20 protein-coding genes are annotated in these 26,490 nt (G+C 37.9%); 19 read left to right on the forward strand and 1 reads right to left on the reverse strand.

Annotated elements, in window-relative coordinates; genetic code table 11:
- Positions 1-2: 2 nt before the first annotated feature.
- The 18 genes from MKY95_RS10125 to MKY95_RS10210 all read left to right on the forward strand — a co-directional run bounded on the left by MKY95_RS10125 (position 3) and on the right by MKY95_RS10210 (position 19,454).
- Positions 3-1,208, forward strand: coding sequence for a hypothetical protein (locus MKY95_RS10125; protein ID WP_339198562.1), 1,206 nt, complete (start codon positions 3-5; stop codon positions 1,206-1,208).
- A 12-nt stretch (positions 1,209-1,220) separates the two neighbouring features.
- Positions 1,221-1,733, forward strand: coding sequence for a hypothetical protein (locus MKY95_RS10130; RefSeq protein WP_339198565.1), 513 nt, complete (start codon positions 1,221-1,223; stop codon positions 1,731-1,733).
- 25 nt (positions 1,734-1,758) lie between these two features.
- Positions 1,759-2,214: a hypothetical protein gene (locus MKY95_RS10135; protein ID WP_339198568.1), complete on the forward strand. Its 456-nt coding sequence runs from the start codon at positions 1,759-1,761 to the stop codon at positions 2,212-2,214.
- Entirely contained in the window at positions 2,211-2,930 is a 720-nt protein-coding gene (locus tag MKY95_RS10140; protein ID WP_339198570.1) for a hypothetical protein, read from the forward strand. The genes MKY95_RS10135 and MKY95_RS10140 overlap by 4 nt, the downstream gene beginning before the upstream one ends.
- Positions 2,931-2,981: 51 nt before the next feature.
- Positions 2,982-3,719, forward strand: a complete 738-nt coding sequence (locus tag MKY95_RS10145) for a hypothetical protein (protein ID WP_339198573.1) — start codon at positions 2,982-2,984, stop codon at positions 3,717-3,719.
- A 56-nt stretch (positions 3,720-3,775) separates the two neighbouring features.
- On the forward strand, positions 3,776-4,534 hold the full coding sequence (locus MKY95_RS10150; RefSeq protein WP_339198576.1) for a hypothetical protein: 759 nt from the start codon (positions 3,776-3,778) through the stop codon (positions 4,532-4,534).
- Positions 4,534-5,562 (forward strand): hypothetical protein, encoded by a 1,029-nt coding sequence (locus tag MKY95_RS10155; RefSeq protein WP_339198580.1) that lies wholly within the window; start codon positions 4,534-4,536, stop codon positions 5,560-5,562. The genes MKY95_RS10150 and MKY95_RS10155 overlap by 1 nt, the downstream gene beginning before the upstream one ends.
- A gap of 13 nt (positions 5,563-5,575) precedes the next feature.
- Positions 5,576-6,058: a hypothetical protein gene (locus MKY95_RS10160; RefSeq protein ID WP_339198582.1), complete on the forward strand. Its 483-nt coding sequence runs from the start codon at positions 5,576-5,578 to the stop codon at positions 6,056-6,058.
- Positions 6,048-6,479 carry a hypothetical protein gene (locus tag MKY95_RS10165; RefSeq protein ID WP_339198585.1) on the forward strand — a complete coding sequence of 144 codons (432 nt, stop codon included), beginning with the start codon at positions 6,048-6,050 and terminating at the stop codon, positions 6,477-6,479. The genes MKY95_RS10160 and MKY95_RS10165 overlap by 11 nt, the downstream gene beginning before the upstream one ends.
- Positions 6,480-6,578: 99 nt before the next feature.
- Positions 6,579-13,700, forward strand: coding sequence for a phage tail tape measure protein (locus tag MKY95_RS10170; RefSeq protein WP_339198588.1), 7,122 nt, complete (start codon positions 6,579-6,581; stop codon positions 13,698-13,700).
- 211 nt (positions 13,701-13,911) lie between these two features.
- Complete coding sequence (locus MKY95_RS10175) at positions 13,912-14,028, forward strand: putative holin-like toxin (RefSeq protein ID WP_339198591.1); 117 nt, start codon at positions 13,912-13,914, stop codon at positions 14,026-14,028.
- A 228-nt stretch (positions 14,029-14,256) separates the two neighbouring features.
- Positions 14,257-14,397 (forward strand): hypothetical protein, encoded by a 141-nt coding sequence (locus MKY95_RS10180; RefSeq protein ID WP_339198594.1) that lies wholly within the window; start codon positions 14,257-14,259, stop codon positions 14,395-14,397.
- Entirely contained in the window at positions 14,387-14,695 is a 309-nt protein-coding gene (locus MKY95_RS10185) for a hypothetical protein (RefSeq protein WP_339198597.1), read from the forward strand. The genes MKY95_RS10180 and MKY95_RS10185 overlap by 11 nt, the downstream gene beginning before the upstream one ends.
- 24 nt (positions 14,696-14,719) lie before the next feature.
- The gene (locus tag MKY95_RS10190; protein WP_339198601.1) at positions 14,720-14,980 is read left to right on the forward strand and encodes a hypothetical protein; all 261 of its coding nucleotides are present in this window, start codon (positions 14,720-14,722) and stop codon (positions 14,978-14,980) included.
- A gap of 12 nt (positions 14,981-14,992) precedes the next feature.
- Positions 14,993-15,247, forward strand: a complete 255-nt coding sequence (locus MKY95_RS10195) for a hypothetical protein (RefSeq protein ID WP_339198604.1) — start codon at positions 14,993-14,995, stop codon at positions 15,245-15,247.
- 163 nt (positions 15,248-15,410) lie between these two features.
- Positions 15,411-15,857, forward strand: a complete 447-nt coding sequence (locus tag MKY95_RS10200) for a type II toxin-antitoxin system antitoxin SocA domain-containing protein (protein ID WP_339198607.1) — start codon at positions 15,411-15,413, stop codon at positions 15,855-15,857.
- A 74-nt stretch (positions 15,858-15,931) separates the two neighbouring features.
- Positions 15,932-16,699, forward strand: a complete 768-nt coding sequence (locus MKY95_RS10205; protein WP_339198611.1) for a phage tail domain-containing protein — start codon at positions 15,932-15,934, stop codon at positions 16,697-16,699.
- Between the two features lie 10 nt (positions 16,700-16,709).
- A complete protein-coding gene (locus MKY95_RS10210; RefSeq protein ID WP_339198613.1) occupies positions 16,710-19,454 on the forward strand; it encodes a phage tail spike protein in 2,745 nt (914 codons plus the stop codon).
- A gap of 37 nt (positions 19,455-19,491) precedes the next feature.
- Here MKY95_RS10210 and MKY95_RS10215 read toward each other — a convergent pair whose 3' ends face one another.
- Positions 19,492-20,268 carry a hypothetical protein gene (locus MKY95_RS10215; protein WP_339198616.1) on the reverse strand — a complete coding sequence of 259 codons (777 nt, stop codon included), beginning with the start codon at positions 20,266-20,268 and terminating at the stop codon, positions 19,492-19,494.
- Positions 20,269-20,387: 119 nt separating this feature from the next.
- Between MKY95_RS10215 and MKY95_RS10220 the strand changes: the two genes are divergently transcribed.
- Positions 20,388-26,474 carry a peptidase G2 autoproteolytic cleavage domain-containing protein gene (locus tag MKY95_RS10220; RefSeq protein WP_339198619.1) on the forward strand — a complete coding sequence of 2,029 codons (6,087 nt, stop codon included), beginning with the start codon at positions 20,388-20,390 and terminating at the stop codon, positions 26,472-26,474.
- The last annotated feature ends 16 nt before the right edge of the window (positions 26,475-26,490 follow it).

The following is a 26,490-nucleotide window of genomic DNA, read 5'->3' on the forward strand; positions in this document are numbered from 1 at the left end:
CAATGAAGGACTATTCTAATTATCACAATTCGTTTAAGCAGAAGGTCAAACATGACGCAAATAAAATTTTGAGCTATTCAATAAATCATAGTTTAGAGGCAGAGGAAGTTACTGTCAATGGTCGTAGACTTAAAGTGACTATGAATGATAAAACCTCATCAACGGACTTGATGAAATATATTATAGGTGAAGATAGTAGCTTAAAACTTGGAGATATTGTTGAATTAGATAATGGTCAGAAGTGGCTTATAGTTACTTATAATGTAGAGAATGTTTTATATAAGAAGTGGGAAGCCAAATATTGTAATCTATATCTTAAATGGATTGATGACAATGGTGATATTCAATCGCATCCAACTGTCTTTTACTTTAATGCTAAATCAAACTTTGGTGTTGAAGAGGGAAAGGTGATGAATTTACCTGCTGGTAGACGACAAACAATTGTACAACTTAATGAGCATACTCGAAAAATTAAGCGCGATGACCGATTTATTTTCGGTGGTGAAGTCTTTAAGGTGATCGATAATGATTACGTTTCCGATGAAGGTTTGGTTAATCTCAGCTTACAATCAGACCAAGAAGATACATCAAAAGATAACTTTGAATTAGGCATCGCAGATTACAATCGATATACACCTTATAGTATGAAGTTACTCAACAATGATATCAACAGTATTGGTATCAACCAGACTATTCAATTAAACGTTGAAGTAAGAAAAGGCAATAATCTTATATCAAATCCTTCCCTTGAATTCATTGTAATTAACAATGAAATTGGTGATATTGATTCCACAGGACTGTTTACACCTAAACAAGTTGGAGAGACAGAAATCACTATTAATTACAAAGGATTATCTGAGAATATCAGGGTTTTGGTGGTAGACAGTATTAGGAATGAATACTCTGCAACAGTTTCAGGTAATGATTCAATCAAGTCTGGTAAAGAAGGTACATATGCATGTGAATTCCAAATGAACGGCTCTCCATGGCAAGATGAGGGTCTGTTTGTGCTGACTTCAGATGATGGAATTTCGCCTAGTAAGTATGTATCTATTACTTCTCAAGGCAACAACAAGTGTACGATTAAAGCAGCAAGCAATATTGATTTCACTAAAATCAAAGTTCCTCTGTATGTGCAACTACATGTACAGAATCTCAATAGATTATCTGTTGGGTATAAGCGAATTAAGATAATTCCACTAATGTAAAGGAGCGTGTTCATGGGACAAGCTATTGTAAGGCTCGGAGAACTAAAGGTAGAAAAGTTTATTGAAGGAGTAGTTAATAACTATCTAGTTTATTCACCGCTACCACTATCTAAGCAACATTCATCTGGACTGGATGGAGACATTGTAATGAGTGCTACTCCAACAGTTGAAATTATTGATGCTGACTTAGATGTGTCTCTAGATCCACAGTATGAATATGCCTATTCAATTGGCACTGATAATAAATTAAAAATTGCCTTTGATAAAACGAAGCATGTTAACAAGGGTAGTGCTGTTGATGCCCTTAAGTGTGTAAGTGTAATTTATGAGCAAGGCGATTTGATTGTCACAGGCAATGAATATGTACTCACTGTACACAACAGTCGTGGTGAAGAGATTCATAGGACTGTACCACAAACACCAGCACAATTGCTAACCATCATTTCAACATTTGATGATACTCGTCAAGTTGATGAGGTTGGGCCACTGGATTATAAGATTCGTCGAAATTACACTGTAAAGTAGGTGTGCTATGTCTAGATTCAAAGATATGGCGAAGGACAAGAATACTTTTCTAAGCATGATCACAGGTAATGAGGACATTATGAGGGCACTAGTCTACAATGAACGAAATTTCCTTGAAAAAGAACCAGTTGCTAATTCAGAAGATTATATATATGAACAGGTCATGCCTTATCGTTTTATTCCTGAAACGCTTGGGGAAAAGAAGACATTTATCACAATGACTTTCGATAATTTTAAACCAGTAAACAATGTCTTTAAGACTGGAATGGTAATTTTTGAGGTGTTCACACACCAAGAGTTGTTCAGAACCGATCATGGAGTGCTGAGAGTAGACTATATAATCAATAAGATTGATGAGCTTTTTAATGATGTTAGAGTTGCGGGGATTGGTAAGTTGGAGTATGCAAAGATGGGAAACTTGGCAGTGAATGAAAAGTATCACGGTTCTTACATAGCATATAAAATGTATGAGAAGAATTGATTAACCTAGAAGCCGTAAAACTTAGAACACTTGCCAACAAACCCACGCTATACAAGAATTTAACTATAGCACCTAAAACTTTAAACTCAATAATCGATATGGGGTACGAGGAATACAATCATAAGCTTTACATAGTGAATTTAGCAGTTGAAAACTTACTACCACCATCAGAAGAAGCTGTGAAAGTAGATTTTAGTATGATTGAATTATTAATGGAGGCAGATAGCGATTCTCTGGTTGCGTATCTATCGGCAATCTCTTTTTTTATTGACGAGGAAATTGGACTCTCTCCAGACATGGAATCATTAGTCATAGGTAAAGAAAAATTTTCATTTGAAGAAGTAGATGTGATTACAAACATTATCAAGATTCAAAATTGTGTAGTTTCAAAAGATGACGATAATTTTAATCCGTTGAATGAAAACGCCAAGAAACTTAGAGAGAAGATGTTAGCCAGACAGAGGAAATTAAGACAATTAAAAGAGGATGATAATGGGGATAACTCCCTAAGCTTCCTTGATTTAATCTCTGTACTATGTTCCAACGCTAATGGAATTAATCTTCTAAATGTATTCGATCTGAATTTCTTTCAATTCAATGATCAGTTCAATAGAATGAAATTGCTTGATGAGTATGAAGTTAATATTCAAGCTCTATTACATGGAGCAGATTCAAAAAACATAAAACTAAAACACTGGATATCCAAAGGGGAGTAGTCTATTGGGCTGCTCTATTTGTGTATTCATAATTATTGGAGGAAATTATAAATGAGTCGATATGGTTCACGCGAAATTATGGACGTAGTATTGAAAGATCCAGCAACAGGAGAGCCAGTAGTTTATCTTGAAAGTCTTACGACTTCTACGTTTGAGTTCCAAGCGCAAACAGTATATGCGCGCGGAGGCAAAGGACACCCCAAACTGATTGGATGGGATTCTGAGAAAGACGTTACATTGAATATGGAAGATGCCTTGATTTCAAAAGAATCTTTGGGTACTCTTACTGGTTCGGAGTTTAAGAAAGGCATTAAACCTGTACATAAAAAAGAGGTTATTACTATTGAAGAGGTTGATACACTTACCCTTGCAAAAGAGCCTTTGACAACTAAACCAGCATTTTTCTATCGTACAGTCGATGGTACTTCTATTGGTGAGAAACTGGTTTCTGCAACTCCTGTTTCACAAGAGATTGATTTTGCAGGTTTGGCAGTAGGTGAGAAAGTCATTGCTGATTACTATTACAATGCACCTGATACGACTCAGAGCATGACTGTGTTCTCAGATGTCTTCCCGGGTACTTATCTTCTTGAAGGAACTACCATGTGGAGAAACGAAGACGGAAAAGATGTTGAAGCACTATACACTGTGCCAAAACTTAAAGTTCTGCCGGGATTCTCTATCGGTATGGCATCTACAGGTGATCCACAACCATTTACGTTTACTTGTGAAGTACTGAAAGATACCAAGTCTACGGCGATGGTAGTTATCGATTTGTTGGAAGATTAAAATACATAGGGGCTAAGTCTAATTGGCTTGGTCCCTTTTTTTTATAGGTGATGAATATGAAAACTATTACTATTGCTGCGCCAGTACGTAACAGAGATTGGATAATTCCTCAATATCTATTGAAAATACTTGAGATCAATTATCCTAAATCTCTTATTGATTTACATTTTGTTGTGAATGACAGCTCAGACAGAACATTCGAGTTATTAACAGAATTCAAGAAAGACAATAAAAGACTATACAACAATATTAGAATCGATGTCATGAACAACAATATCCCTGCTGATTGCAGAGATTTTACAATTAGAAACACATACATATATAAACATTTGAGCAACTTAAAGAATTACATTATGAGCAAAACCAGAACCGATAAACTGATATTTATCGATACTGATATCCTTGTAAAACCTGATGTTATTACTAAGCTGCTTAAACATGGCAAGAAGATTATATCGGGTTTGATCTACAATGGCTATCTAACGAACGATGAAAAACCTTATCTCTATCCCAATATTATGAATTTAGATGACAATGGGCAATATCGTCACATCAGAAATTACTACATTAAAAGTGCTTCTAATTTACTATGCTCTCGCGTTCAAAGAGTTGATCTAACCGGAGCAGTGATATTGTTAGATAGGTCAGTGTATAAGACAGTAAAGTACGGGTTTCATTCCCAAGGTGAGGATGCATATTTTTGTAAGATGGCTCAAGACAATGGCTTCGAGCTTTTTTGTGATTTGTTTGCATATTCTCATCATATTATGTCACCAGTACATTTAAAACTATATCAAAAGGGAGAAATGAATTAATGAAGTCAGACCAGCAAATCACAGTAATATATCCACCAACAGTTGACTACTATTTGCTATTTCAACGTCCTCAGCAACTGTTACGAGCTATGTCAAAAATCCAAAATGTACGTTCAATCTTTATGAGTTCTGAAATGTATCGAAAGCTACCCAAACCCATTGTTGAGATCAGCAAGGATATGTATGTTGTAAGTGGTCATTCAGATTATAAATCTTTGATTAAAGGTAAGGTTGTTTATTGGGTTTCATATCCCGAGCACATCGACTACCCCCTCACTGTTAAAAAGGATTTCACCGTGTTTGATGCAATCGACAATCCAGTCGAGGAGTTTTCATTTTGGGCAAAAAATTTAAAACAAGCTGTTCAGAAAGCAGATGCTATTTCCTGTACAGCTAATTTGCTTTATAAGAACCACAAAGAAAACAATGATAAACCAGTATTCCTTTGCCCAAATGGCGGCGACTATGATCACTTTAAAAAGGCTCGTAAAAAACTTGAAAAGCCAGCCGACTTCCCGAGCTTTGATAATGATAAAAAAGTAGTTGGATTCTATGGAGCTCTGGCTTCATGGTTAGACATCGACTTGATTAGGAAGATTGCCGAGAAATTCAATGTTGTACTCATTGGCAAAAATGTCTACTATCCACTTGAAGTTGACCATCCAAACATTGCAAACCTTGAACACAAAGATTATTCTCAGTTACCCTATTACCTTTCACATTTTGATGTTGCTATGATCCCATTCAAGTTGACTGAGATGATGAAGGGGTGTGACCCGGTTAAATTGCAAGAGTACCTATCAAGTGGTAAACCAGTCGTTGCAACTGAAGTTGAAGATGTAGTAGCAAATTTTAGTGATGTTGTTGATTTCATGAATATCGATAATTGTCATGAAGTTATTGAACGTGCCATTGACGAGAATAGTAAGGATAAAGAACAGGCACGTATTGAAGTAGCGATCAACAATTCATGGGATGTAAGAGCTCAAATAGCAATTAAAGCATTGAATGAGTACATGAACAAATAAGGGAGATGAAATAATGACAAACTCGAATAAATTAACGCTTGCTAAATTGAATGCTACGGATAGTAAAAATAACCAACGAAAAACGATTTACGTAACATCTGAAAATTACGAGGTAAATGTGCATACCTATTTCCGAGAATCATTGATGGAAGATGTGGTAACAGAATACATTGCTTTAGTAGAGGAGTTGCGAAACAAAACTGAACTTGATGATGTATTGATCCGTGGAACCCTGAGTCTATTCAATGTTTTGGTGATGAAAAAATTCACTGACCTACCCTTTCCTAAAAAGATTGATTTGGGTGGCTTGATTGGTATCTCGCGAAAGTTTATGGACAATGGAATCACGAATGAAGTAATCAATTCATTTCCACGGAAGGAATTGGATAAACTTGAGCAAAGATTCAAAGCAGCTCAACAACAAGCAGCTAAGGTAATTGCTGAAATGGCTGTCGCTTCTGTTGCACAAGCTCAGGAAGTTTCAAATGCAAGTTAAGACACAGCAGGATTTAGTTAGGTTCTTGAAACAACTTCAACAGCCAGTATCTAAAGCGCTGAATAGCAATGTAGCTCAAACTATTAAAACAGTAATGAAGGATAAAGTACAAGATGAAGTGTATGATCCATATACTCCTAGTGTATATCAACGTACAGGAAGATTGGGTAGTGAGGATAGTATGGAATCTAAATTGATCAACGATGACACGCTTATCGTTGAAAATGTACGTTCAGATGGTGATAGAAATGTAGCTGAAATTGTAGAAACAGGTAAGGGGTATACATACGATTTTCAGTATTCAGGTATTCCGCGTCCATTCACCGAAGCGACAAGGGAAGAATTGAGAAATACTGGAGCGCATGTAGCAGCTTTGTATGCTGGACTCAAACAACAGAACATTAAGGTGGACAAGAAATAAAAAAACAAAATATGAGCAAACACTGAGAAGCGATCTTGAGTCGCTTCTTTTTTATTTCTCTTATAAAGAAAAGAAGCAAAAAGGAAGTGGTTCAAGTAAATGGATAATAGATTAAAAATCATGGTGGAAGCTGGCATAAATGTTGGTATAAGCCTGAAAAATATCAATGATGAAATTAAGGCAATAGCCAAGCATCCGTCTCTTCAAAAACTGAATCTATCAATTAATGTTGACAAGTCATTTGTTAAATCAATGAATGAGTTTGTTGCAGCTACTAAAGTGTTAAGTACTGCACTCGAACAACAACAGAAAGTAATCAATGAGTCAGTTAAGACTACTAAAATGCTGGATGGGTCAATTGAAAAGGTAACACAGAGACAACTGGCTAACGGTTCAATCATCACTCAGACCACCAAGAAGATTAATGAAGAAACTAAGGCGTTAAATGATCAGAAAAAGACTCTCAATGATTTATCTAAGGAACTGAATGGATACACATTAGCAAGTTCGAGAGCAACCAAAAACAAGCTTGGAGAAGTAACGGGTAGCAAGAATACATACGCGAATGATAGTAATCAAAAAGTAACAGTTAATTTAGATAACGCTGGAAATGTTAAAAACTATTCTGAGCTAAACAATTATTTGAAGCAAAAAGAAGATACACTAAAGAAATCCGAAGCACTGGATAAAGCACATTATCAAGCGCTGCAAGAGGATCAAGCAAGAAGAATTGCATTGATTAACAAGAATCTCAAAGAAGAAGAACAGCGTAATCAACAGTTTCTTAATCAGTTGAAGACTCGATTTGCTGAGGAGCAGAAGATTGCTCGTGATCGTGATGCATTGGATAAGGCTCATTCAGCAGCTATAACAGAGAATTTAAACAGGCAAAAGGCTGTTGCTGATATGCAAGCGAAAATTACAGCAGCACAAACTAAGTTTAAGGGTAACTCCTCTGCTGTTGCTGAGTTGAATGCGTTAAATGCTCAATTGGGCAATGTATCAAAAGTTAGTAATTACAAGAATGCATTAACAGAGTTGCAGACTAAGTTAACACAGATTACATCTCAGGCTAAGTTGGCTGGAAATGAAACTAGAACACTAGGACAACGTTTTGGTGATGCTGCTTCGAAGGTAGCTGTGTGGGCAGGTGCAACTTCATCTGTTTATATGGTTACACGAGCTTTGAGAGATATGGTCAGTGTGGTCATTGAAGTTGATAGCCAAGTAACACAACTCAAACGTGTAATGGATGAATCAACAGACTTTGAAGGCATGATGAGTAGAAGTATTCAATTAGCGAATGAATTAGGTCGAAGTATTACAGAGGTCAATGAGAATGTTATCGGATTTGCACGTATGGGATTCCATGAAGATGACACAATGTATTTGGCTAAAACATCTACATTGCTTCAGAATATCTCCGAATTAACACCTCAAGAATCGGTAGATACACTCACAGCGGCAATGACAATCTTTAATGTTGAAGCTGGGAAAAGTATAGAAATTGCCAATAAATTGAATGAAATAGATAACAACTTCGCAGTTACGACCCAGAACTTAGCATTGTCAATGACCAGAGCTGGAGCAAGTGCAAACACATTCGGTGTTTCTATGGAAGAATTATTGGGACACACAACCGCCATTGCAACCGCCACTAGAGAATCAGGTTCAATTATCGGCAATAGTTTAAAATCAATATATTCTCGTATTACAACTATGGATAAATCTGAAGGTGTTCTCAAAGAAGCTGGAGTTTCTATGCGCGATTTGAGCGGTGAAACTCGTGATGTTTCTGATATCATGGCTGAACTGGCTGGTAAATGGAATGGACTGTCCAAGGAAACACAACAGAACACGGCAGTAAATCTCGCTGGTCGAAATCAGTTAACTCGTTTTCTTGCGCTTATGCAGAATTTTCCAATTGCTATTGAAGCTACAGAAGCTGCTATGAATTCTCAAGGTTCAGCTACACGAGAAAATGAAAAATACATGCAATCCCTCGAAGCAAGAATCCAGAAGATGAAAACTGCATGGGAAACTATGTCCCTAGCATTTGGAGATGCAATAATCTCTGATTCAATTGTAACCCTTACCTCCCTCATAGCTTCCATGTTAAACGGTGTTGCTAAAGTAGTCGATGTAGTTGGTGCTCTCCCTGTCATCTTCGGGGCGGCAAGCGTAGCATTACTGGGTCTCCATCTCGGTTTCCGTATGCTTATTGTAGAGATGACTAAGACCATCGCCTCCATGTTTGGTCTAACTATTCAAACTGGTACAGCTTCAGCAGGTTTAAATAGATTCTCATTGTCTAATATCGCATCTAAAATATCGCTTATGGGCTTATCTGGTGCTGCCAATATAGCCAAAGTTGCTCTTCGTGGACTTTTAATTGCTTCAGGTGTAGGTGCTGTATTCTTTGGTCTCGGATTAGCTATCGAAGGTATTGTTGGTCTCTTCTCTGATGCAACTAAAGCAACAGAAGATTTTACGGATAAAGCAGAAGCGCTCAATGAGAAACAATATGACTTAGCTAATTTAAAGCAATTACAGTCGGAATACGATACTCTCTCCAAGAAAACAGCTCTCAATTTTGACGAAAAAGCCAAACTAGCTCAAATTGAAAGCGAATTGTCTTCTAAGTATGGAATAACTGTTCAAGGTATTGATGGTCAAACTAATTCAATTCAAACGAACAATGAAGCTATTCAAGCTGCAATTGAACTGAAGCAAGCAGAGATTAAAATTGAACGAGATCGTGCAGAACTTGACTATGCTGCAAATGCACTAGATATTGAGAAGAACATCTCAAAATATAAAGAGCAGCTTGCTGTACGAGAAGAAAGCAAACGAATTGCACAAGAAGAGTACGATCTAAGAGCTAAAATTTTGAGCGAAACCAGCACTTCAGATCGTTCATATGATGCTAATACTCGTCACTATCAAAATGCTGCTAAAGCATTGCAAGTTGAAGAAGAAGCCTACAGTGAGTCCTTAGTTAAACTTGAACAATATACAAATAAAAAAGGCTTAGCGTTGAAGGCTGCTGGACAAAATTACGTCGACGAGCAAGAACGCAATAATGTAAAAATCAATGGTCTTACACGTCAGATGATTGACATTTATTCTGATGCTTCCGCAAAAAGTAAAATCCCATTAACAGAACTCAAAAACGACATTTCCAAAGTTTTCGATGCAGCTCAAAGTGGAAACATATCGACTACCGAACAAGGTGTAAAGATTTTAGAGAAATTGCCCGGTATTGGTACACTCGCTTCAAACGCAATTAATAGTCTTAGCGGTGCAATCTCCCAATTAAACTATCAGCCAGTTGTTGAAGGTGTTGACTCTGCCGAAGACTCCCTTAGTTCATTTAATTCAACCATAGATGAAACAATAGCTCGAACAGATGAGATGTCACAAAAGATTAGCAAAACTGTATCTTTTGTTAGTGAGTCAAAAAAGTCAATTGATTTACTCAATACGGCATCATCTGAAATGACAAAAAAGAATCGTTTATCAACTGATACGATTAAAAAGATGAATGATAAGTATCATGACTTCATAAAAGTAACGGGTTTAAGTGGCGAAGCTATAAAGAGATACATAAAGTTAAAAGAAAATGAAGAAAAGTCCTCAGTAAACGCAGAAATTAGAAAAACTCAGACAACTATCAATGAAACCAAGAATCGTATTGAGGCATACAAGAAGGAAATGCAAGCATGGGAAGTCATGCAAAAAGCAAGAGTAGCTGAGTTAGAGTCACAACTAAATTCTGGACAGATTTCGGAACAGGTGGCTGAACAACTGTATGCTGCACAACGTAGAAGTCAACAGGATGGCGCATTTGGTAATTATCTAAAAGAACAAGAGGCATTAAAGGGTCTATTGGCAGAACTTAGTCTTCTTAAAAGTGCCAAAGGCGATTTGATTGATGCGGATAATGATGCAAAAAAGGCAACCGATGATGCAACTAAATCCAATGATAAATCCAATGAGTCCTACAGTGAGACCAACGAAGTTCTGACGGATCTACAGAAGAATCTTAAAAATGTAGAAAGTGCTATTAATTCTTTACACAATAAGCAAAAGAGTCTAGAACAAGGATCTGCCGCATATCGGAAATCGATAATGAAAGAGAACAGTCTTTTGGAACAAAAAGCTAAACTGCTTGAGGAAGGTATCGCTGATCCAAGTAAGCTTGTTTCCTACAAAGTTACTACAACTTCAAACACTTCTGGTGATAGTTACTCTGGTGAATACGATGACATAATCAATAAGTACGCTTCTGAAAATGGCGTTGATCCAAGACTCGTGGCTGCCATTATTCAAACTGAGAGTACTTTCAACCCTAACGCTAAATCGGGCGCTGGAGCTATGGGACTAATGCAACTTATGCCGAAAACCGCAAAAGGGTTGGGTGTTAAAAATGCATACGATCCAGAACAAAACATTGCGGGTGGCACAAAACACATTGCAGATTTGCTCAAAAAGTATAACGGAAATGTTGAATATGCTCTAGCAGCGTATAATGCGGGTTCTGGAAATGTGAATGCATGGATTAAAAATGGTCAGATGGGATATATTCCGTTTAAAGAAACAAGAGAATATGCTCCTAAAGTTTTAGCCAACTATAATTCAATCTCTGGCACAAGCTCCTCCCCTACTTCTTCTAGTGATTCTGGATCGAAATTGGACACCATGCTCTCAAATGCGCTTGGTTTGCAAGGGGATTTCAAGTACAAAAAAGTTTCAGGTAAATTCAAAGGTACATATGAAGAATTTGTTAAAGGGGCAACATCTGATTGCTCTCAATTTGTTCAGGAGATGTTTGACGAATTCCTTAACATAAATCTTCCTCGTACAGCGGCTGAACAATCGAAACAAGGAACTGCCGTTGACAAGAAAGACCTCAAAAAAGGTGACTTAGTATTCTTTGAAACAGTCAAGGGTGAACAAGCATCTCATGTGGGCATATACACAGGAAATGGCAAGTTTATTCAGATGGGAGATCACGGACTTAAAGAGCAGGATATTAACAATAACTATTGGGCTCCTAAGTATCGTAGTGCTAGACGCATCAATGGTGTTGGCGAATCAACTACTAGTTCAGACGGTAAAATTAACACAAAAACATCAACTAAAGCTGCTTCTGAAAGCGACAAAGCTCAAGCAAAAGAAAATGCTAAAAAGGATCTTGAGGAGATTCGCACTGAGCAGAGAGAAAACCAATTTAAATTAATTGATGATTGGGTAATACAATACTCTAATGCCATTGAAAAAGTGCAAAATAAAATCGATAAATCCTCCAATAAGCAGTCTATGTTTTATGTTAATTCGGAGGAATGGCGTAAAGAGGAACAGTCTCAAATCAGTTTAATTGAACAGCAACGTAAACTGAGAGAAAAAGAAATTAAAAAGATCAATGAGTTAATGAAGCAAAAAAAAATCACCTCTCAAGACTATAATAAACAAATTGCTGAAATAGAAACTCAATTGTTGGCTGATGAAGCAGAAACCTATTCAAAGCGCGAGAGTGTTATTGATTCATTTATTGGTAGTTACAATGACAAACTGGACGAACAAGACAATATGCTTGCGATTTCAGAAGCAAATTTAAAAAGTTTAACTGAAGGTTCTGTCAGCTATAACAAGGAATTACAGAATCAAATACCTATCCTTGAAGAAAAAAATCGAATTATTGGTAAAGAAATAGAATATGTGAAACATCTAATAACAAGTGGGAAGTTAAGTGCTAAGGATACAGTCAAGTACACCAATCTCTTGAAAGAACTTAACCTTTCTCTACTGGACACTAACTCAGCCCTATCTGATGTTAACAAGACTCTTAAAGATATGCGTGAGTCTGCTGCTGACAATATCATTGAAGAGTACAAAAAAGTACTTGAGCAACAGCGTGACTTGGCAATGGATGCACTCGATCAAGAAATAAAAAAAGAAGATGAACGCCATGAAGAGCGTACCAAAAACATTGATGATGAGCAAAAGCAATTCGAGGATTATATCAATGCTCGTCTCAAAGCGCTCGACCGAGAGTATGCTTCCGATGATCACGAAGAAGAACTTGCAAAGAAGACTAAAGATAGAAATAAGATATTAAGCGACATTAATGAACTAGCATTAGATGACTCTATTGAAGCAGATGTAAAAAGAAAAGCGCTAAAAGAGCAATTAGCATCTGTTGAAGAAGAGATAGCAAAGTTTCAACGTGACCGTGAGCGTGAACTTGTTAAGCAAGGATTGCAGGATCAGCTTGATATTCGTAAAGAAAATAACGATAAAGTCAAAGATGAAGAAGATAAAAAGCATAAAGACGCACTTGATAAAATTGAGAAAGAGAAAAAGGAAACTGAGCGTAAATATAAAGATATCCTTGAGGATCAGAAATATTTTTACGATCTTAAGAAAGGTCTAATGAGTGAAGATGCAATCGTAGTGACTGCAACGCTTGGAATTATTGGTGGAGAGTACGACAAGCTATTTGCCAATATGAAAACTCATATCTTCGAAACGTCAAAAGAGATGCAGAATTTAGTTTATCAATTCCAACAAGGTCAGGATGCTTTGAACAAGTTTAAAGTGGGCGATTATTCAGTAACAGACCCCGGAAGTAGCGATAATGGTAATTCTTCAGATTCAACTGGAACAATTAAAGGGACAATGGCTTCTAGAAAGGCATGGACAGAGTATCTCAGCAACAAGCAACAAGCTGAATCGATTAAAGAGCAAATGAAGAAGGCTGAGAAGGGATCTATGGAATATAAGGGGTTTGAACAGCAATTTAACACACTCAAATCTACGAATGATCAATTGCGTTCTGTTTATGGATTCCCTGATGGAAGTTATAAGGATTTAGTAAGTATGAAGATATTCTCTGCTGAAACTGGCGGTATGACTCCTGCTGGGATAGGTAATGAGGGGAAATTCCTATTGGCACACGAAAAGGAATTGATACTTAATAAATCAGACACTAGTAACATGCTGAAGGTTGTCGATATTGTTCGTGGGATAACGGATAAAATTAAGAGCAACTTTAACTTCAATGCTATTAAGCCAACTCTTACACCTTCCATGGCTAATTCTACTCCTGCATCATATGGAGATATCAAAGTATACATAGATAGGCTGAATGCCGATGAAGCAGGTGCTAAAGATTTCTTTACACGTATTGTTTCGAAAAGAAGAAAAGAAGGATTCTAGTATTACATAAGTGACTAATAGTTCGGGGGATTAATCTATTATGATGAAGTAAACCCATTAGACTCGTATGCAATCATTAGTCATATAAATCAGATGTGTTCTGATCAGTCTCATGGTATTCATCATTATAGTACATGTGGTATAATATTCCTTATCAACAGAATGGCTTGAATGGGCGGTCGGCTAGTCTCCTGTAAAGGAGGTGATGCCTGTGGAGATGAAAGATGTGTTGACGTTGATGATCAGTTTTGGGGGATTTATTGTAGCCCTAATTGGACTGATTGTAACTATCGTCATTGCATTGAATAATCAAAACAAAAGGAAATAGGCCGCCCTCGGTAAGGTAGCGACCCGTTTCAATTACCTGTCCACAGCCACCGCCCTTGAAAGCGGCTGTTGTAAAGAGTAGGGATGTTCCAGCATCCTTGCTCTTTTTTATTATATCCTTATTGACTATAGTGTATCACAACAATTCCCAAAATTCCACATTCACAATGCTGACTGTAGAGTGGTTTTACAATCTTTTTCAATCAGTTTGAATAGGAGATGAGGCACAATGGTGCAAGTCAAACCAATCCCTAAAACCAATTTAGGTTTGAATAGCAAACAAAAAGAAATCCTAAAGAGCTGTATTGGGGCAATGCCAAATGGAGTCAATTTGAATAGAGTGAGGGAGTGGATGAAGTATGAAAAGTAAAGTTAAAGAGGCTATCACACCACTAACCAGATCCAAATTAGCCAATCCGCACTCACACACTCCAATGTCTGAACGTTTAGCAAATCGAGAGTCGATTGACTTACGTGAAAACCATACAGTAGTTGACGTAGATGATGGATTGGTAAAGATTATTCCAATAGATATTTCTAAGACTCATACTTATATAGGCAGTGAATACACTGAACAATTTATCAATGAAGTAAATAGTAAACCTACTGAAGCAGCTAAGGAACGCAATAAACAAGCACAAGCACTGTTACATAAATTGCAACGTTAAGACCGAAGTCTTTGGAGGCATTAAATGAAAGAATTTAAAGAGCTAATCGAACAGTTTGAAGCCAACAAGGAACAATACTACAAGCAAGAGAATACAAATGACGCATTGAAACTGTCACTAATTAACGCTTTAATTAAATTCTCAGATGAGAGATTCACTCTTGATAAAGCAATCGAAGTGGCAGATGTGATTGCCTCTAAAGTTGACTTCTCTGATCCCGTACTAAGTCACAAGGGTATTAATTGGTTTGCAAAAGATTTTCTGAAGCATTTTCGGATTACTTAGGAGGATGTAAAGATGAAAACTCAATTAGCTTCAACTCCAATACTTGAAGGTGAAGATGCTAAACGATTGCTTGATTCTCTTCAGAATAAACCAACTGAGAGATCACGTAAGAATGCTGAGAAACTGAGGGAACATTTTAAATCAATTGAATGTGGTTTTCTGAGCACTGCTAAAAGACTTCCGAGCGTGGATGGAGTAATCACATTGGACAGAGATAATGTCGATCATGTCGCATGGGGTGAAGGGTATGATTGCAGAGATAGATGAAGGGAGTAGTGACAATTGATACTTAAAAGTCCAGAGATCTCATTAGACACACCTGAGAAGGTGGAGCTATTCAATAAGCTGCTAAATGGAAAAGGGAAAGTAAACGAAGAGTTGATTCAAAAAATTAAAAATACACCTACTATTCCACGAAGAAATCAATCTAATGAGTAAGTCTTTATTTCATGTTGATACTGTTACTTGTTACCTGCTTCAACTGAAACCCAATATGTCACCGATTAAATTACATAAGAGTTTGTATTTTCTGTTTGCTTACTATGCTTCTATTCATGAAGAAATTCTCTTTAAAGCAGACTTTGAAGCGTGGAAGTTTGGACCTGTTATTCAGGATGTTTACACTAAGTATTGTGATCATTATTATCTAGAACAAAGCAGGATGAACCAATCAATTCAACTAGTTAATAATAATCCAGAAATCAAACATTTTATTGATGATTTGTTTAGTCAGATTGACTCAGTTAGCGACTTCACTCTTGTTGAAAGAAGCCATCAAGATGAAGCATGGAAAAAGGCTTATAGACTAGCACAACCCACCGTAATTGATAATGATGAATTGATTCAAGAATATAAAACTAAATATGTAACTTGCTAAGTCCTAGAAGTAGGGCTTTTTATTATGTCCAAATTTAATAAATGGAGGTGATTTGAATCACAATACGGGATGATTTGTATTTTGTTTTTGATGGTATTACCAGTAAAGATATGGGGCTTATAAATGTCAACTTGAATAGTGGTATGCTAGAGGAACAATTGATGTCTGAGCAATCTATTACAGAAGAGAAAATTAGGCACAATGATACTCCTTACTTTATTGGAGTTGAAAGAAGTCCATTCTCTGTGGAATTTAGTTTTGCATTTGAAGACAATTTCGATGAGGAGAAACTAAGAGTAATTACTAATTGGCTCGGTAATCAACCCTATTACAAGGAGCTATACTTTTCTAACAATATTGATAGACGTTATTTCGTTATCTATAATGAAAGTCCCAAACTTATACATAATGCTTTAGAACAAGGATACATAACAATTAACATGCGGAGTATAAGTCCTTATACGTATTCTCCTGTTATCGCTGGAGGACAATATGATTTATCTGTTAACTCGGGAAATGGATCGGAGATTATGATTCAGAATCTGGGTAATATGAACACGGCACCTGTTATTGAAATAGAAAAAGTAGGAAATGGAGAAATTGAAATTATAAATTACTCTAATTCCGAGAATTCTAACTTTCGTTTAACAAGTTTAGTTGATAGAGAAAAAGTCATTATTGATTGCGAAAAAGAAGATATATCTTCAGACATACCTCTCACTTACCACTTTGATCATGTCTATGGTCGGTATCCTTCATTCGTTCGAGGATTAAATTTATTAAAAGTCAAGGGTAATTGCAAAATTACATTTAAGTATCGCTACATATTTAATCAATGTTAGGAGGATTTAATTGTTAGAAGAAGAAAATTTTATAACCCAGATAGATAAACCTAAAGTTTACCTATGTAGACCGAACCTAAATCGATCCACCGTTGCCAATTTTACAGAGGCATATCAAGTAAAACGAGTTGTTAGCAAGGGAAACATCGGAGAACTGAGTTTTACCTTGCCTTTGTTCCTGAATGACCAACTACGTATGAAAAAAATAAGAAACAAACACGTAGATGATATTAGAGAACGGTTCCTTATTCGGTTTGAACTTGGTAATGAAACAGAATACTACATTATTGATAGAATCTCTAAAATAATGAATGACTCAGATACTATCGAAGTAAGTTGCTACAGTTTGGGATTCGAGTTATCAGCTAAATTAATTAGAGACTACACTGTAGTATCTTATAATGCTAAACAGTTGCTCAATGACATCCTAAAAGAGACAATCTGGAATGTAGGTTACATGGATGCACAGTTTGAATTGAAATATCGATCTTTTGATCTTAGCGGTACAGTACTTGATGGCGTGAATCAGATTGCTGAGAAATTTAATGCTCTTATTGTATGGGATACCAAGTTGAGACAGATTAACTTTTATGATCCTGAAAGCTATGGAATAAATAAAGGGTTTAAAACTAAAATGGGAAAACTCATGAAAGGTGTTACTCAAGAATTAAATATGGATGAGTTTTGTACTCGAATGAAATTATTTGGTAAAGACGGACTCTCTATTCAGTCTGTTAATCCAACAGGAACGAATTTCATTCAAGACTTCTCCTATTTCATTTATCCATTTAAGCAAAACAGTAATGGGGATGTAATAAGCCATAGTCACTACATGAGTGATGAGTTGTGTATCGCTTTGGCACGTTACGATAAGGTTATCGAGAATAAAGGAACGGAGTACAATAACTTACTCAAGCAGCTCGAAACACTGAATGGTCAACTCAGTACAAAAAATAATGAACTGACAGCACTGAAAACTGACTTAGCGCTGATTCAAGATAATTTGGATACATACAACGCAACAGATAAGACAGGCTTACCTAACAACACTCTTATTAATAGCAAGAATGCCAAACAGACACAGATTAATACTAAGAATTCAGAAATATCAGTCCTTACAGCACAGATCAATAACGTCAATGCATCCGTTCAAGTACTACATAATATGTTTAAGATGGAGAACAATTTTTCACCAAATCAGCTCATTGAACTGAACCAGTTTGTGTTTGAAAAAGAGATTAACGATGATAATTATTCAGACGCACAAACATTACTTGATCATGGTAAAAAGGAATTTAGTAAAGTTCGGGAGCCTAAAATTATTGTTGATCTTTCCTTGGTCAACTTTTACGAAATACTTACAGAACAACATAATAAAGAAAAGCTATCTATTGGCGATGTTGTTACCGTTGAACATGAGGTTTTGGGGATTAATGTGAAGGCATACGCGACTGAAATTACATACGACTTTGAGTCCTCAAGCATTGATGTGTTAGTTTCTAATGCTCAGGACTTGTTGACCGATGAAGATAGATTTATGCGTGACCATACCAAGAGTATTAGCACATCTGCAACGTTGGATATGAGCAAATATAAGTGGGATCAAGCTAAAGCGACCGCAGACGATGTATCGCAGATATTCAATAATACAATTGATACCGTAAAGCGCAATATTACGGCTGGGGTAAATGAATCAGTGGATATCTCAAGACGAGGTATCATTGTTAAAGATCCAAAAGATCCTTTGAAATTTTTGATTATTCAACATGGACAAATTGCTCTGACTAGTGATGGTGGTAACACATGGAAAACAGCGATGACACCCGATGGAGTGGTTGCAGAACGAATTATTGGTAAATTGTTGTTGGGTAATAAACTGATCATCTCTGATAATGATGGAACGTTCACTATTGAGGGGAATTTGCTCACCATCAAAGATAAGCAGGGGAATATTCGTATCCAATTGGGGGAATACAAACCGGGAGTATATGGTCTGAAAATTGTTAGTAAACTTGGTACAGTTGTCCTTGATGAAAATGGAATTATTCAAACTGATACAATTCAACTTGCAGACAATGTAGACAGTACCCATCCACTTAAACTGAAGTTTTACATTGCTCCGAGCACACTTGTCTATCATCAATTTCAATTAAACTTTACACTGGAACGCTTCCGGGCTTATAGCAAGGGTGCTGCTTCTGGAGGAGGTGGGACAACAACATCTGCTTCTGGAGGAGACACTTATACAACTGCCCAAAGTATGACTATTAACTTAACAACTACTCTTCCGCAGAACGTATCGGGTTCGACTCAGACTGAGGGTTCCTATACTGGTTCAGGTGGACATAACCATGGTTGGCCTGCGGGAACACAATTTAAAGACGTTAGCGGTGTGACAAGAACTTGGGTCCCATCAGGAGGACATCAACATGCAATTTCCTTACAGTCACATTCCCATAGCATAAACATGCCATCACATAGTCATGACGTTTATGTACCCTCTCATTCGCACCAAGTAAATATGCCTTCGCATTCCCATGCAATTGACTATGGAATTTATGAAAGTACAACAGCCACAGGGGTTCGAATCATTATTGATGGTGTCACCAGAGGGGGCGTGTATTCTTCTACTGAGAATAACGTTGACGTAACAGCGTGGATTCAGACACCCGGATGGCACACGATTGAGTTGTCTTCTCAGCAATTGGGACGCATTAATGCCAGTTTGTACATGAAGACGTTTGTAGGAGCATAAACAAAAAATGGGAGTATACACTCCCACTTTCAATAAACTATAGATTAATCACAGTTTTTTCTGGATTTTTATATCTATCACTATCATATCCCCAAAAATCAATAGGATTCATAATTTTGACTTGTTTTAAAGTATCTCCCTTTGTGACATGTACTATTATTTTCGCTTGAAGCTTTTGATTTAGAGGTAATTTGTCACCATCTTCAGTATGATAGCCTGTTTTTAATCCCAATGCAGTTTCAAATTGATCATCATAATCTAAAAAATCGGCAGTATTTACGTGCCTTAAACCTGATGGAATCTTATCAATCTCAAGTTCAACAGTTAAAGTTATCTCGTTGACATTGTCATTAAAATCTTTAGGTTGTGATGCGTCGACGACTTTAAATGTGGCATCTGTGAATTCAATTAAGTCTCCGACTTTATATTCCTTTTTTAAAGAAGCCCTTTTGACAGATTCATTTGTACTTCCACCGTTGGTTGTATTACCACCATTAGACGTATTACCAGCGTTCCCACTATTACTACTTGCAGTATCCTCTTTACTCTCAATGTTAATTACATTCTTAGTCTTATCGAAACTTACATCAGCATCCAATGCTCTACCAATCTCACCAACAGGCAGATAGTTTAAGTTTTGATAGTTGATAGGCTGTGTACTCATCTTTTTGCCATCTACCATCACGGATACAGAGCTATTGATCTTTGCTTGGACTGTTTTGGCTGTAGCTGCTAAAGCTGGAACGGATACAGTCAAGGATGCACCAAGAATTACACCCAAACTTACATAACCGACTTTCTTTAATTTGCTCATGTTTTCACTTCTCTCTTAGTAATTTATGTATTCAGGCACTCACATCTAATTTTACTATGGGATTCCGTTTATTACCATATATATCGACAAAACATACTAGAAATGTTAGGAGGGATTCAGTGTCATCATTTGATTATCAAAAAAGTACACTAACCAAGTATCGTAATGGTACAATCGATGATCCTTATATCGATATAACAGAAACTAAGACCGTTATTAACGGTCAAATATTGCTTAATGAAATCCCGTTGCAACTGAACAAAGTTGTTATTGGGGACATGTTTGAAATTTCTAATACAGATAGTGATGAGATTAAACCGAACGAATATAGAGTAGATTACTCAGAGGGAATTATTTCTTTTCATAACTCTGCCGAGAATACTCAAAAAACTTACAGCTATAAAGGCAGAGGTAATCACTATGTTAGTGCAACACGTATCTGGACTGAAGAACACGATGGTAACGTAGTTAAAACACTGAAAGATGCTGTGGATGCGAGTAATGAAGCCATTATTAAGGTAGACAATTTGGACAAGGTAATTGCTGAAGCTGAAGTAGTTAAACAAGAAATGAAAGATGCTACAGACTACACTATCGAAAAATCAATCGAAGCTGATGAGAGTGCTATTTACGCAAGAGAACAAGGCGACTATGCTTTAACACAAGGAAACTTTGCCAAAGAACAGGGAAACTACGCCAAAGATCAAGGTAACTTTGCTAAAGGTGAAGCCGAAAATGCTGTCAATGTTACAAAATTAGGAAATGAGAAAATTGTAGAGGTAGATGAGTCCATTCAACGTTCTAACAACAAGATCGATGAATTAGAAACAGAACGATTGAAAGCCGTTGAAGCTACACTAAAAACAATTGAACAAGGGAACAAAGCTGCTCTAGAAGCAGACTCAGCTAAGCTTCAGGGCGAATACGCAAAACAGCAAGGCGATTTCGCTAAACTTCAGGGGGAATACGCTGAAGAACAAGGTGCTTATGCTCTTGAACAAGCAACATCAACGAAAGAATTTCTGGTTGAAGCTAACAATAAAGTAGTTGAGCTTGATGAGGCACTGACAAAAGCGAATGATCGAATCGCTGAAACTGAAGAAGCCATCACTGAAACCAATGCTAGTTCCGTCTATGCCAAGGAACAAGGTGACTTTGCGAAGGAACAGGGTGAGTTTTCGAAGAGTGTTGCAGAATCGCTGGTCCACAAAGGAAATTACTCTGAAACGGTAACATATGATAATAGAAATATCGTTTACTATAACGGTGCTACGTTCATGTGTGTCGCTAGTAGTCTTGGGAACGATCCAACGAACTCGAATTTCTGGAAACGAATCACCAATATGGCTTGGCAAGGTAGATATATCACCACAACTACGTACAATTTTGGTGACGTAGTAACAGACGAAACCAATCAGAGCGTTTACATGTGTATTGTTGAAGGAACAGTTGGCGTTAGTCCTTCAGTTGAAACCAATTGGGATCTGTTAATGAGCGTGAAAGATTCAGTAGATATTGTCACAAATTTGATCATTGAGATCGATGAAGTTAAACAACAGGCGATAACTGCCACAACTGATGCTAACTTAGCTGCTGCACAAGCTATGGAATATGCTGAAAAAGCTGAAGAACAAGGTAAGTATGCTAAAGACCAAGGTGACTACGCGAAACAGGAAACAGAAATCATTATTCAAAAAGGCACAGCTCTAATTAACAAAGGCACATATAAGAATGATGAGCAATACAAACCGTTGAACATTGTTGTTTATGAAAATGGCGTGTATCAAAATATCGTTGAATCTATAGGTGTTCTTCCGACAGAGCCTTCAAATTGGCAACTTCTTATGAAAACTGCAACATCAGTTACGTGGGATTCAATCGCAGGTAGACCTAACGTGGAAACAATCGATGGTGCTCAAACTAAAGCAGATCAAGCAGAAGAAAGCGCAAAAAACTATACGAATGAAAGTCTTAGTAAAATTGCAGATATTATTGAGAATTTGCAGCCGATTATTGTTAATGAAACTGAACCAGTAAAGCCAGAGCGTGACGTTGTTTGGTTTGATTTTCAAAAGTTTAATAGAAATATCGGCTCACCAGATGCACCAATATGGCAAGAAATTCACCTTGATCAAGGTATAGGAGACTTGTCCCATGTAGAAGGAGAAGAGACTGTAGCAGTAGGCAAAGCTTCACATGCTGAAGGACATTATACAAGAGCTAATGTAGGTTTTGACAAACTGACCAGTGTAGCAGTAAACGTGGAGCCTTATAGTGTTGCAGTGTCAAACGGAAGCAGATTTCGTGTAGGAGATACTATTGAGCTTATACATAATGGGGATGCTGTTACATCCAAAGTTCTAGGTGTGACAGATAACGTTGTTACTATAGATCAAAAACCAGAATTTATTGAATCAGAAGTATCAGTACCTTTTGCAGAAGGATCAGATATCTTCAATCTGTCATGGGCTAAAAATTATGAAGCTTATGGTCATGCCGAAGGTTATAAAACCTATGCATTAGGTATCGCATCTCACGCAGAAGGTCAACAGGCTCAAGCAATAGGACAAGGTTCACATGCAGAAGGATTTGCTACGAAGTCTACAGGTTATTCGTCACATGCAGAAGGTAATCAATCTATTTCATCAGGCGACAATTCACATGCAGAAGGATTTGCAACCAAAGCTTCGGGCGCTACAGCACATACAGAAGGTAACCAAACGGAAGCAACGGCAGAAAATTCCCATGCAGAAGGATTTAAGTCAATCGCAAGCGGTATTGCTTCTCATGCAGAAGGAGTAAATTCAAAAGCATCAGGGGTATCATCCCATGCGGAAGGCTCAGATTCACAGGCAACAGGAGATTTCTCGCATGCAGAGGGTGAAAGAACATTCGCAATTGGGAAGAGTTCGCATGCCGAAGGAGATAGAACACAAGCAACAGGGAATAGTTCTCATGCTGAGGGTTCTTTCACGCAAGCGACTGCTACAGGAGCACATTCAGAAGGTGCTGGTACAAAAGCAACTGGCTATGTATCTCACGCTGAGGGATTGAGCACTACTGCATCAGGACACTATTCCCATGCACAAGGCGAAGGGACGCTTGCTTTTGGTGAGCATTCCCATGCAGAGGGCATCAGAACGATTGCGACTGGTGAGCATTCCCATGCAGAGGGCATCAGAACGATTGCGACTGGAAAAGGAAGTCATACAGAGGGGGAAATCACATCTACAGCCTACAGATTAATTGGCATGACTGTACTTGACGTAGAAAACAAGAAGCTTGTATTCAGTGCGGATAAAGATGTTTCGCTGTACGAAGTAGGAGAAGAAGTGTTCTTTACGTGGAAAGATTCTCTTGATAGTCCCTTGTATGTATTCGAAACGACTATTGCATCTGTAGATTCAGCAACACAAACAGTGATTCTAAGCAACATGCCAGATATCCCGTCTGGAACACCAACAACCGTATCTCGTAACGATGGTGGAATTTTCAAGAAGACAAATGTCATCGATGGTAACAATGCCCATGCCGAGGGATTAGGAACCTCAGCAACAGGCAATAATTCGCATGCCGAGGGACTACAAACAACTGCTTCAGGAGAAGCTTCTCATGCAGAAGGAAGAGATACAATTGCGTCAGGAGTATCCTCTCATGCCGAAGGTGCAAGAGGAAAGTCTACTGGATTAGGATCGCATGCAGAAGGTGTAGATACCATAGCGTCTAATAGTTCAGCCCATGCAGAGGGTTCTAATACAACTGCATCAGGAAGAAGTTCACATGCAGAAGGTAGCTTCACAAAGGCAAAGGCAACTTCTTCACACGCTGAGGGGAATGCCAGTCAAGCTACAGGAGAAAATGCACATGCAGAAGGAGAACAGACAATTGCATCTGGCAGAGCTTCACACGCAGAAGGTAGTTCTACTACTGCAATTGGGGAAGGTTCACATGCCGAAGGTGTAAGAACCAAAACAAGTGGAAATGGTACGCATGCCGAGGGTACTGACACAGTAGCAATTGGTTACAGTTCACACTCTGAGGGGGCTAAAACTGTGGCATCGGGAGATAGTTCCCACGCTGAGGGCTATAATACACTAGCGGCGGCAGTCATCTCTCATGCTGAGGGTCAAAGTAATTCAACTGGGAGAGGTGCGAAGGTAGCGGGATTTGATTTTGTTAACAATACGATTTTATTGAGTTCATTACCAACAGGAACAATCTTTTCAACCAATGATGAAATCAAATTAGTTTATGAATATTACAACGAACCTTATGAACATGAAACAAAAGTTGTTAGTTTCACTGGACTGTCCATTGTTGTTGAAAACTTGAATCTGATTTCTAGTTCTAATACTCAGTTGTTGGGGTACGTAGTGAATCTTACACGATCATCAGCGTATTCCAAGAATGGTGGAGCACACGCAGAGGGGTACATGAATCTGGCATCTGGATACAAGGGTGCACATGTTGAAGGTTCATTGAACGTTGCGATTGCAGATTCAGCACACGCAGAAGGTTATGGAACAATAGCTTCTGGACTTGCTTCTCATGCCGAAGGAAATGAGACTATTGCCGCTGTTAACTACACTCATGCTGAGGGTCACCAAACTGTTGCTAACAGTACAGCATCTCACGTAGAGGGGATATCGACTTATGCAGGGTCAGCCACAAAAATAACAAGTGTTAATACAGCTACTAAAGCTATATCGCTTGAAAACACTTCGCATGGAATCACGGTAGGAGATACAGTGGGCTGTTTTAATGGTAACGCAGGAGGAATGATAGGAAAAGCTAATGTTACAGGAGTATCATCTAACATTATCACTGTTGATTCTTTGCCTACTGGGTACGGTGTAGGGCAATATCTGTTAGTAGTCGTCAGTAAAGGGGGCTCCTCATATGGCGCACACGCAGAAGGCAGACAAACAATTGCAGTCGGAAAGAGTTCTCATGCAGAAGGTGATACTACAAAAGCGCGGGGAGAAGCGTCACATGCAGAGGGTTACTTAAGCGAAGCATACGGTCAGTATACTCATGTTGAGGGCAGAGACACCAAAGCTTTTGGTACAATGAGTCATGCAGAAGGATATAATTCTGCATCTGGTCATTCAATGTCGCATGTAGAAGGATGGTCGGGTGCTACTGGTGTATATGCAAGTAGGATTGTCTCACTTTCAGGAGCGATGTTCACTATAGCTGATAGCGCTACCTCTCTGTTTTCTGTGAACGACAAAGTTAACGTACATGGTATTTTACTGGGTCCGGGCATACCAGATGTTACATCGTATACCGTTACATCAGTTTCGTCAAATACGGTCATGGTATCTCCAATACCTACATATCAGGAATACGCCTTTATATTTAATGTTACTAAAAGTGAAAGCGCAACTTCATCTGCTTCTTATGCATCACATGTTCAAAATGGATTGAATCTAGCTAGAGCTTCATATAGCAATGTAGAAGGGTACTTCAATACTGATAACGGTTTCGCTGGAGCCAGTATTACAGGGAGATATGGAGATGCACCAGCGGCATACTCATGGTCTATGGGTAATGGAACATATTGGAACGCTAGAGGTTTAGCCATTAAGATTTTAAGTAATGGTGCTGTGACATCAGATGGCGCTTACTCTTCAAGCGGTGCAGACTACGCAGAAATGTTCGAATGGTCTGATGACAACAGAGATAACGAAGATCGAGTCGGCTATTTCGTTACTTTAGATGGAAATAGGATTCGCAAAGCTACGTCCGAAGATGAATATATTCTTGGTATAGTTAGTGCTGATCCATCAGTGATTGGTGACAATCAGGACTTACATTGGAAAGGTAGATTCCTAAAAGATGAGTGGGGTCGTACTAAATACCACATGGTTGATATCCCTGCAATGTTTGATCAGGTAGCAATCGGGGAAGATGAGAGCGGGAATACTCTGTATGATACAGTTGAAGTCTCACCAGCCAGAACAGAGCGTCAACCTATGTTAAATCCTGATTGGGATGCAGATCAGTATTATGCGCGGCGTGAATTGCGCCCTGAATGGTCAGCGATTGGTATGATGGGTAAATTGCTTGTTCGTGATGATGGTACTGCTGTTGTCAACGGACTTGTAATGCCGAATGACAATGGTATCGCAACTGCCTCGGACAATGGATACAGAGTTATGAAGCGTATAAGCAAAGACATTATACAAGTCTTAGTTAGGTAGTTGTTGTTAAGATAAC

It is taken from the genome of Paenibacillus sp. FSL P4-0176 (assembly GCF_037975265.1).
Taxonomy (GTDB): Bacteria; Bacillota; Bacilli; order Paenibacillales; family Paenibacillaceae; genus Paenibacillus; species Paenibacillus amylolyticus.

What these genes read in the sequence shown, in the direction of transcription:
- MKY95_RS10185 (WP_339198597.1), top strand. Translation starts at nt 14,387, where the DNA reads ATGAAAAGTAAAGTTAAAGAGGCTATCACACCACTAACCAGATCCAAA.
- MKY95_RS10135 (WP_339198568.1), top strand. Translation starts at nt 1,759, where the DNA reads ATGGCGAAGGACAAGAATACTTTTCTAAGCATGATCACAGGTAATGAG.
- MKY95_RS10200 (WP_339198607.1), top strand. Translation starts at nt 15,411, where the DNA reads ATGAGTAAGTCTTTATTTCATGTTGATACTGTTACTTGTTACCTGCTT.
- MKY95_RS10125 (WP_339198562.1), top strand. Translation starts at nt 3, where the DNA reads ATGAAGGACTATTCTAATTATCACAATTCGTTTAAGCAGAAGGTCAAA.
- MKY95_RS10145 (WP_339198573.1), top strand. Translation starts at nt 2,982, where the DNA reads ATGAGTCGATATGGTTCACGCGAAATTATGGACGTAGTATTGAAAGAT.
- MKY95_RS10190 (WP_339198601.1), top strand. Translation starts at nt 14,720, where the DNA reads ATGAAAGAATTTAAAGAGCTAATCGAACAGTTTGAAGCCAACAAGGAA.
- MKY95_RS10170 (WP_339198588.1), top strand. Translation starts at nt 6,579, where the DNA reads ATGGATAATAGATTAAAAATCATGGTGGAAGCTGGCATAAATGTTGGT.
- MKY95_RS10165 (WP_339198585.1), top strand. Translation starts at nt 6,048, where the DNA reads ATGCAAGTTAAGACACAGCAGGATTTAGTTAGGTTCTTGAAACAACTT.
- MKY95_RS10155 (WP_339198580.1), top strand. Translation starts at nt 4,534, where the DNA reads ATGAAGTCAGACCAGCAAATCACAGTAATATATCCACCAACAGTTGAC.
- MKY95_RS10130 (WP_339198565.1), top strand. Translation starts at nt 1,221, where the DNA reads ATGGGACAAGCTATTGTAAGGCTCGGAGAACTAAAGGTAGAAAAGTTT.
- MKY95_RS10215 (WP_339198616.1), bottom strand. Translation starts at nt 20,268, where the DNA reads ATGAGCAAATTAAAGAAAGTCGGTTATGTAAGTTTGGGTGTAATTCTT.
- MKY95_RS10195 (WP_339198604.1), top strand. Translation starts at nt 14,993, where the DNA reads ATGAAAACTCAATTAGCTTCAACTCCAATACTTGAAGGTGAAGATGCT.
- MKY95_RS10160 (WP_339198582.1), top strand. Translation starts at nt 5,576, where the DNA reads ATGACAAACTCGAATAAATTAACGCTTGCTAAATTGAATGCTACGGAT.
- MKY95_RS10150 (WP_339198576.1), top strand. Translation starts at nt 3,776, where the DNA reads ATGAAAACTATTACTATTGCTGCGCCAGTACGTAACAGAGATTGGATA.
- MKY95_RS10180 (WP_339198594.1), top strand. Translation starts at nt 14,257, where the DNA reads ATGGTGCAAGTCAAACCAATCCCTAAAACCAATTTAGGTTTGAATAGC.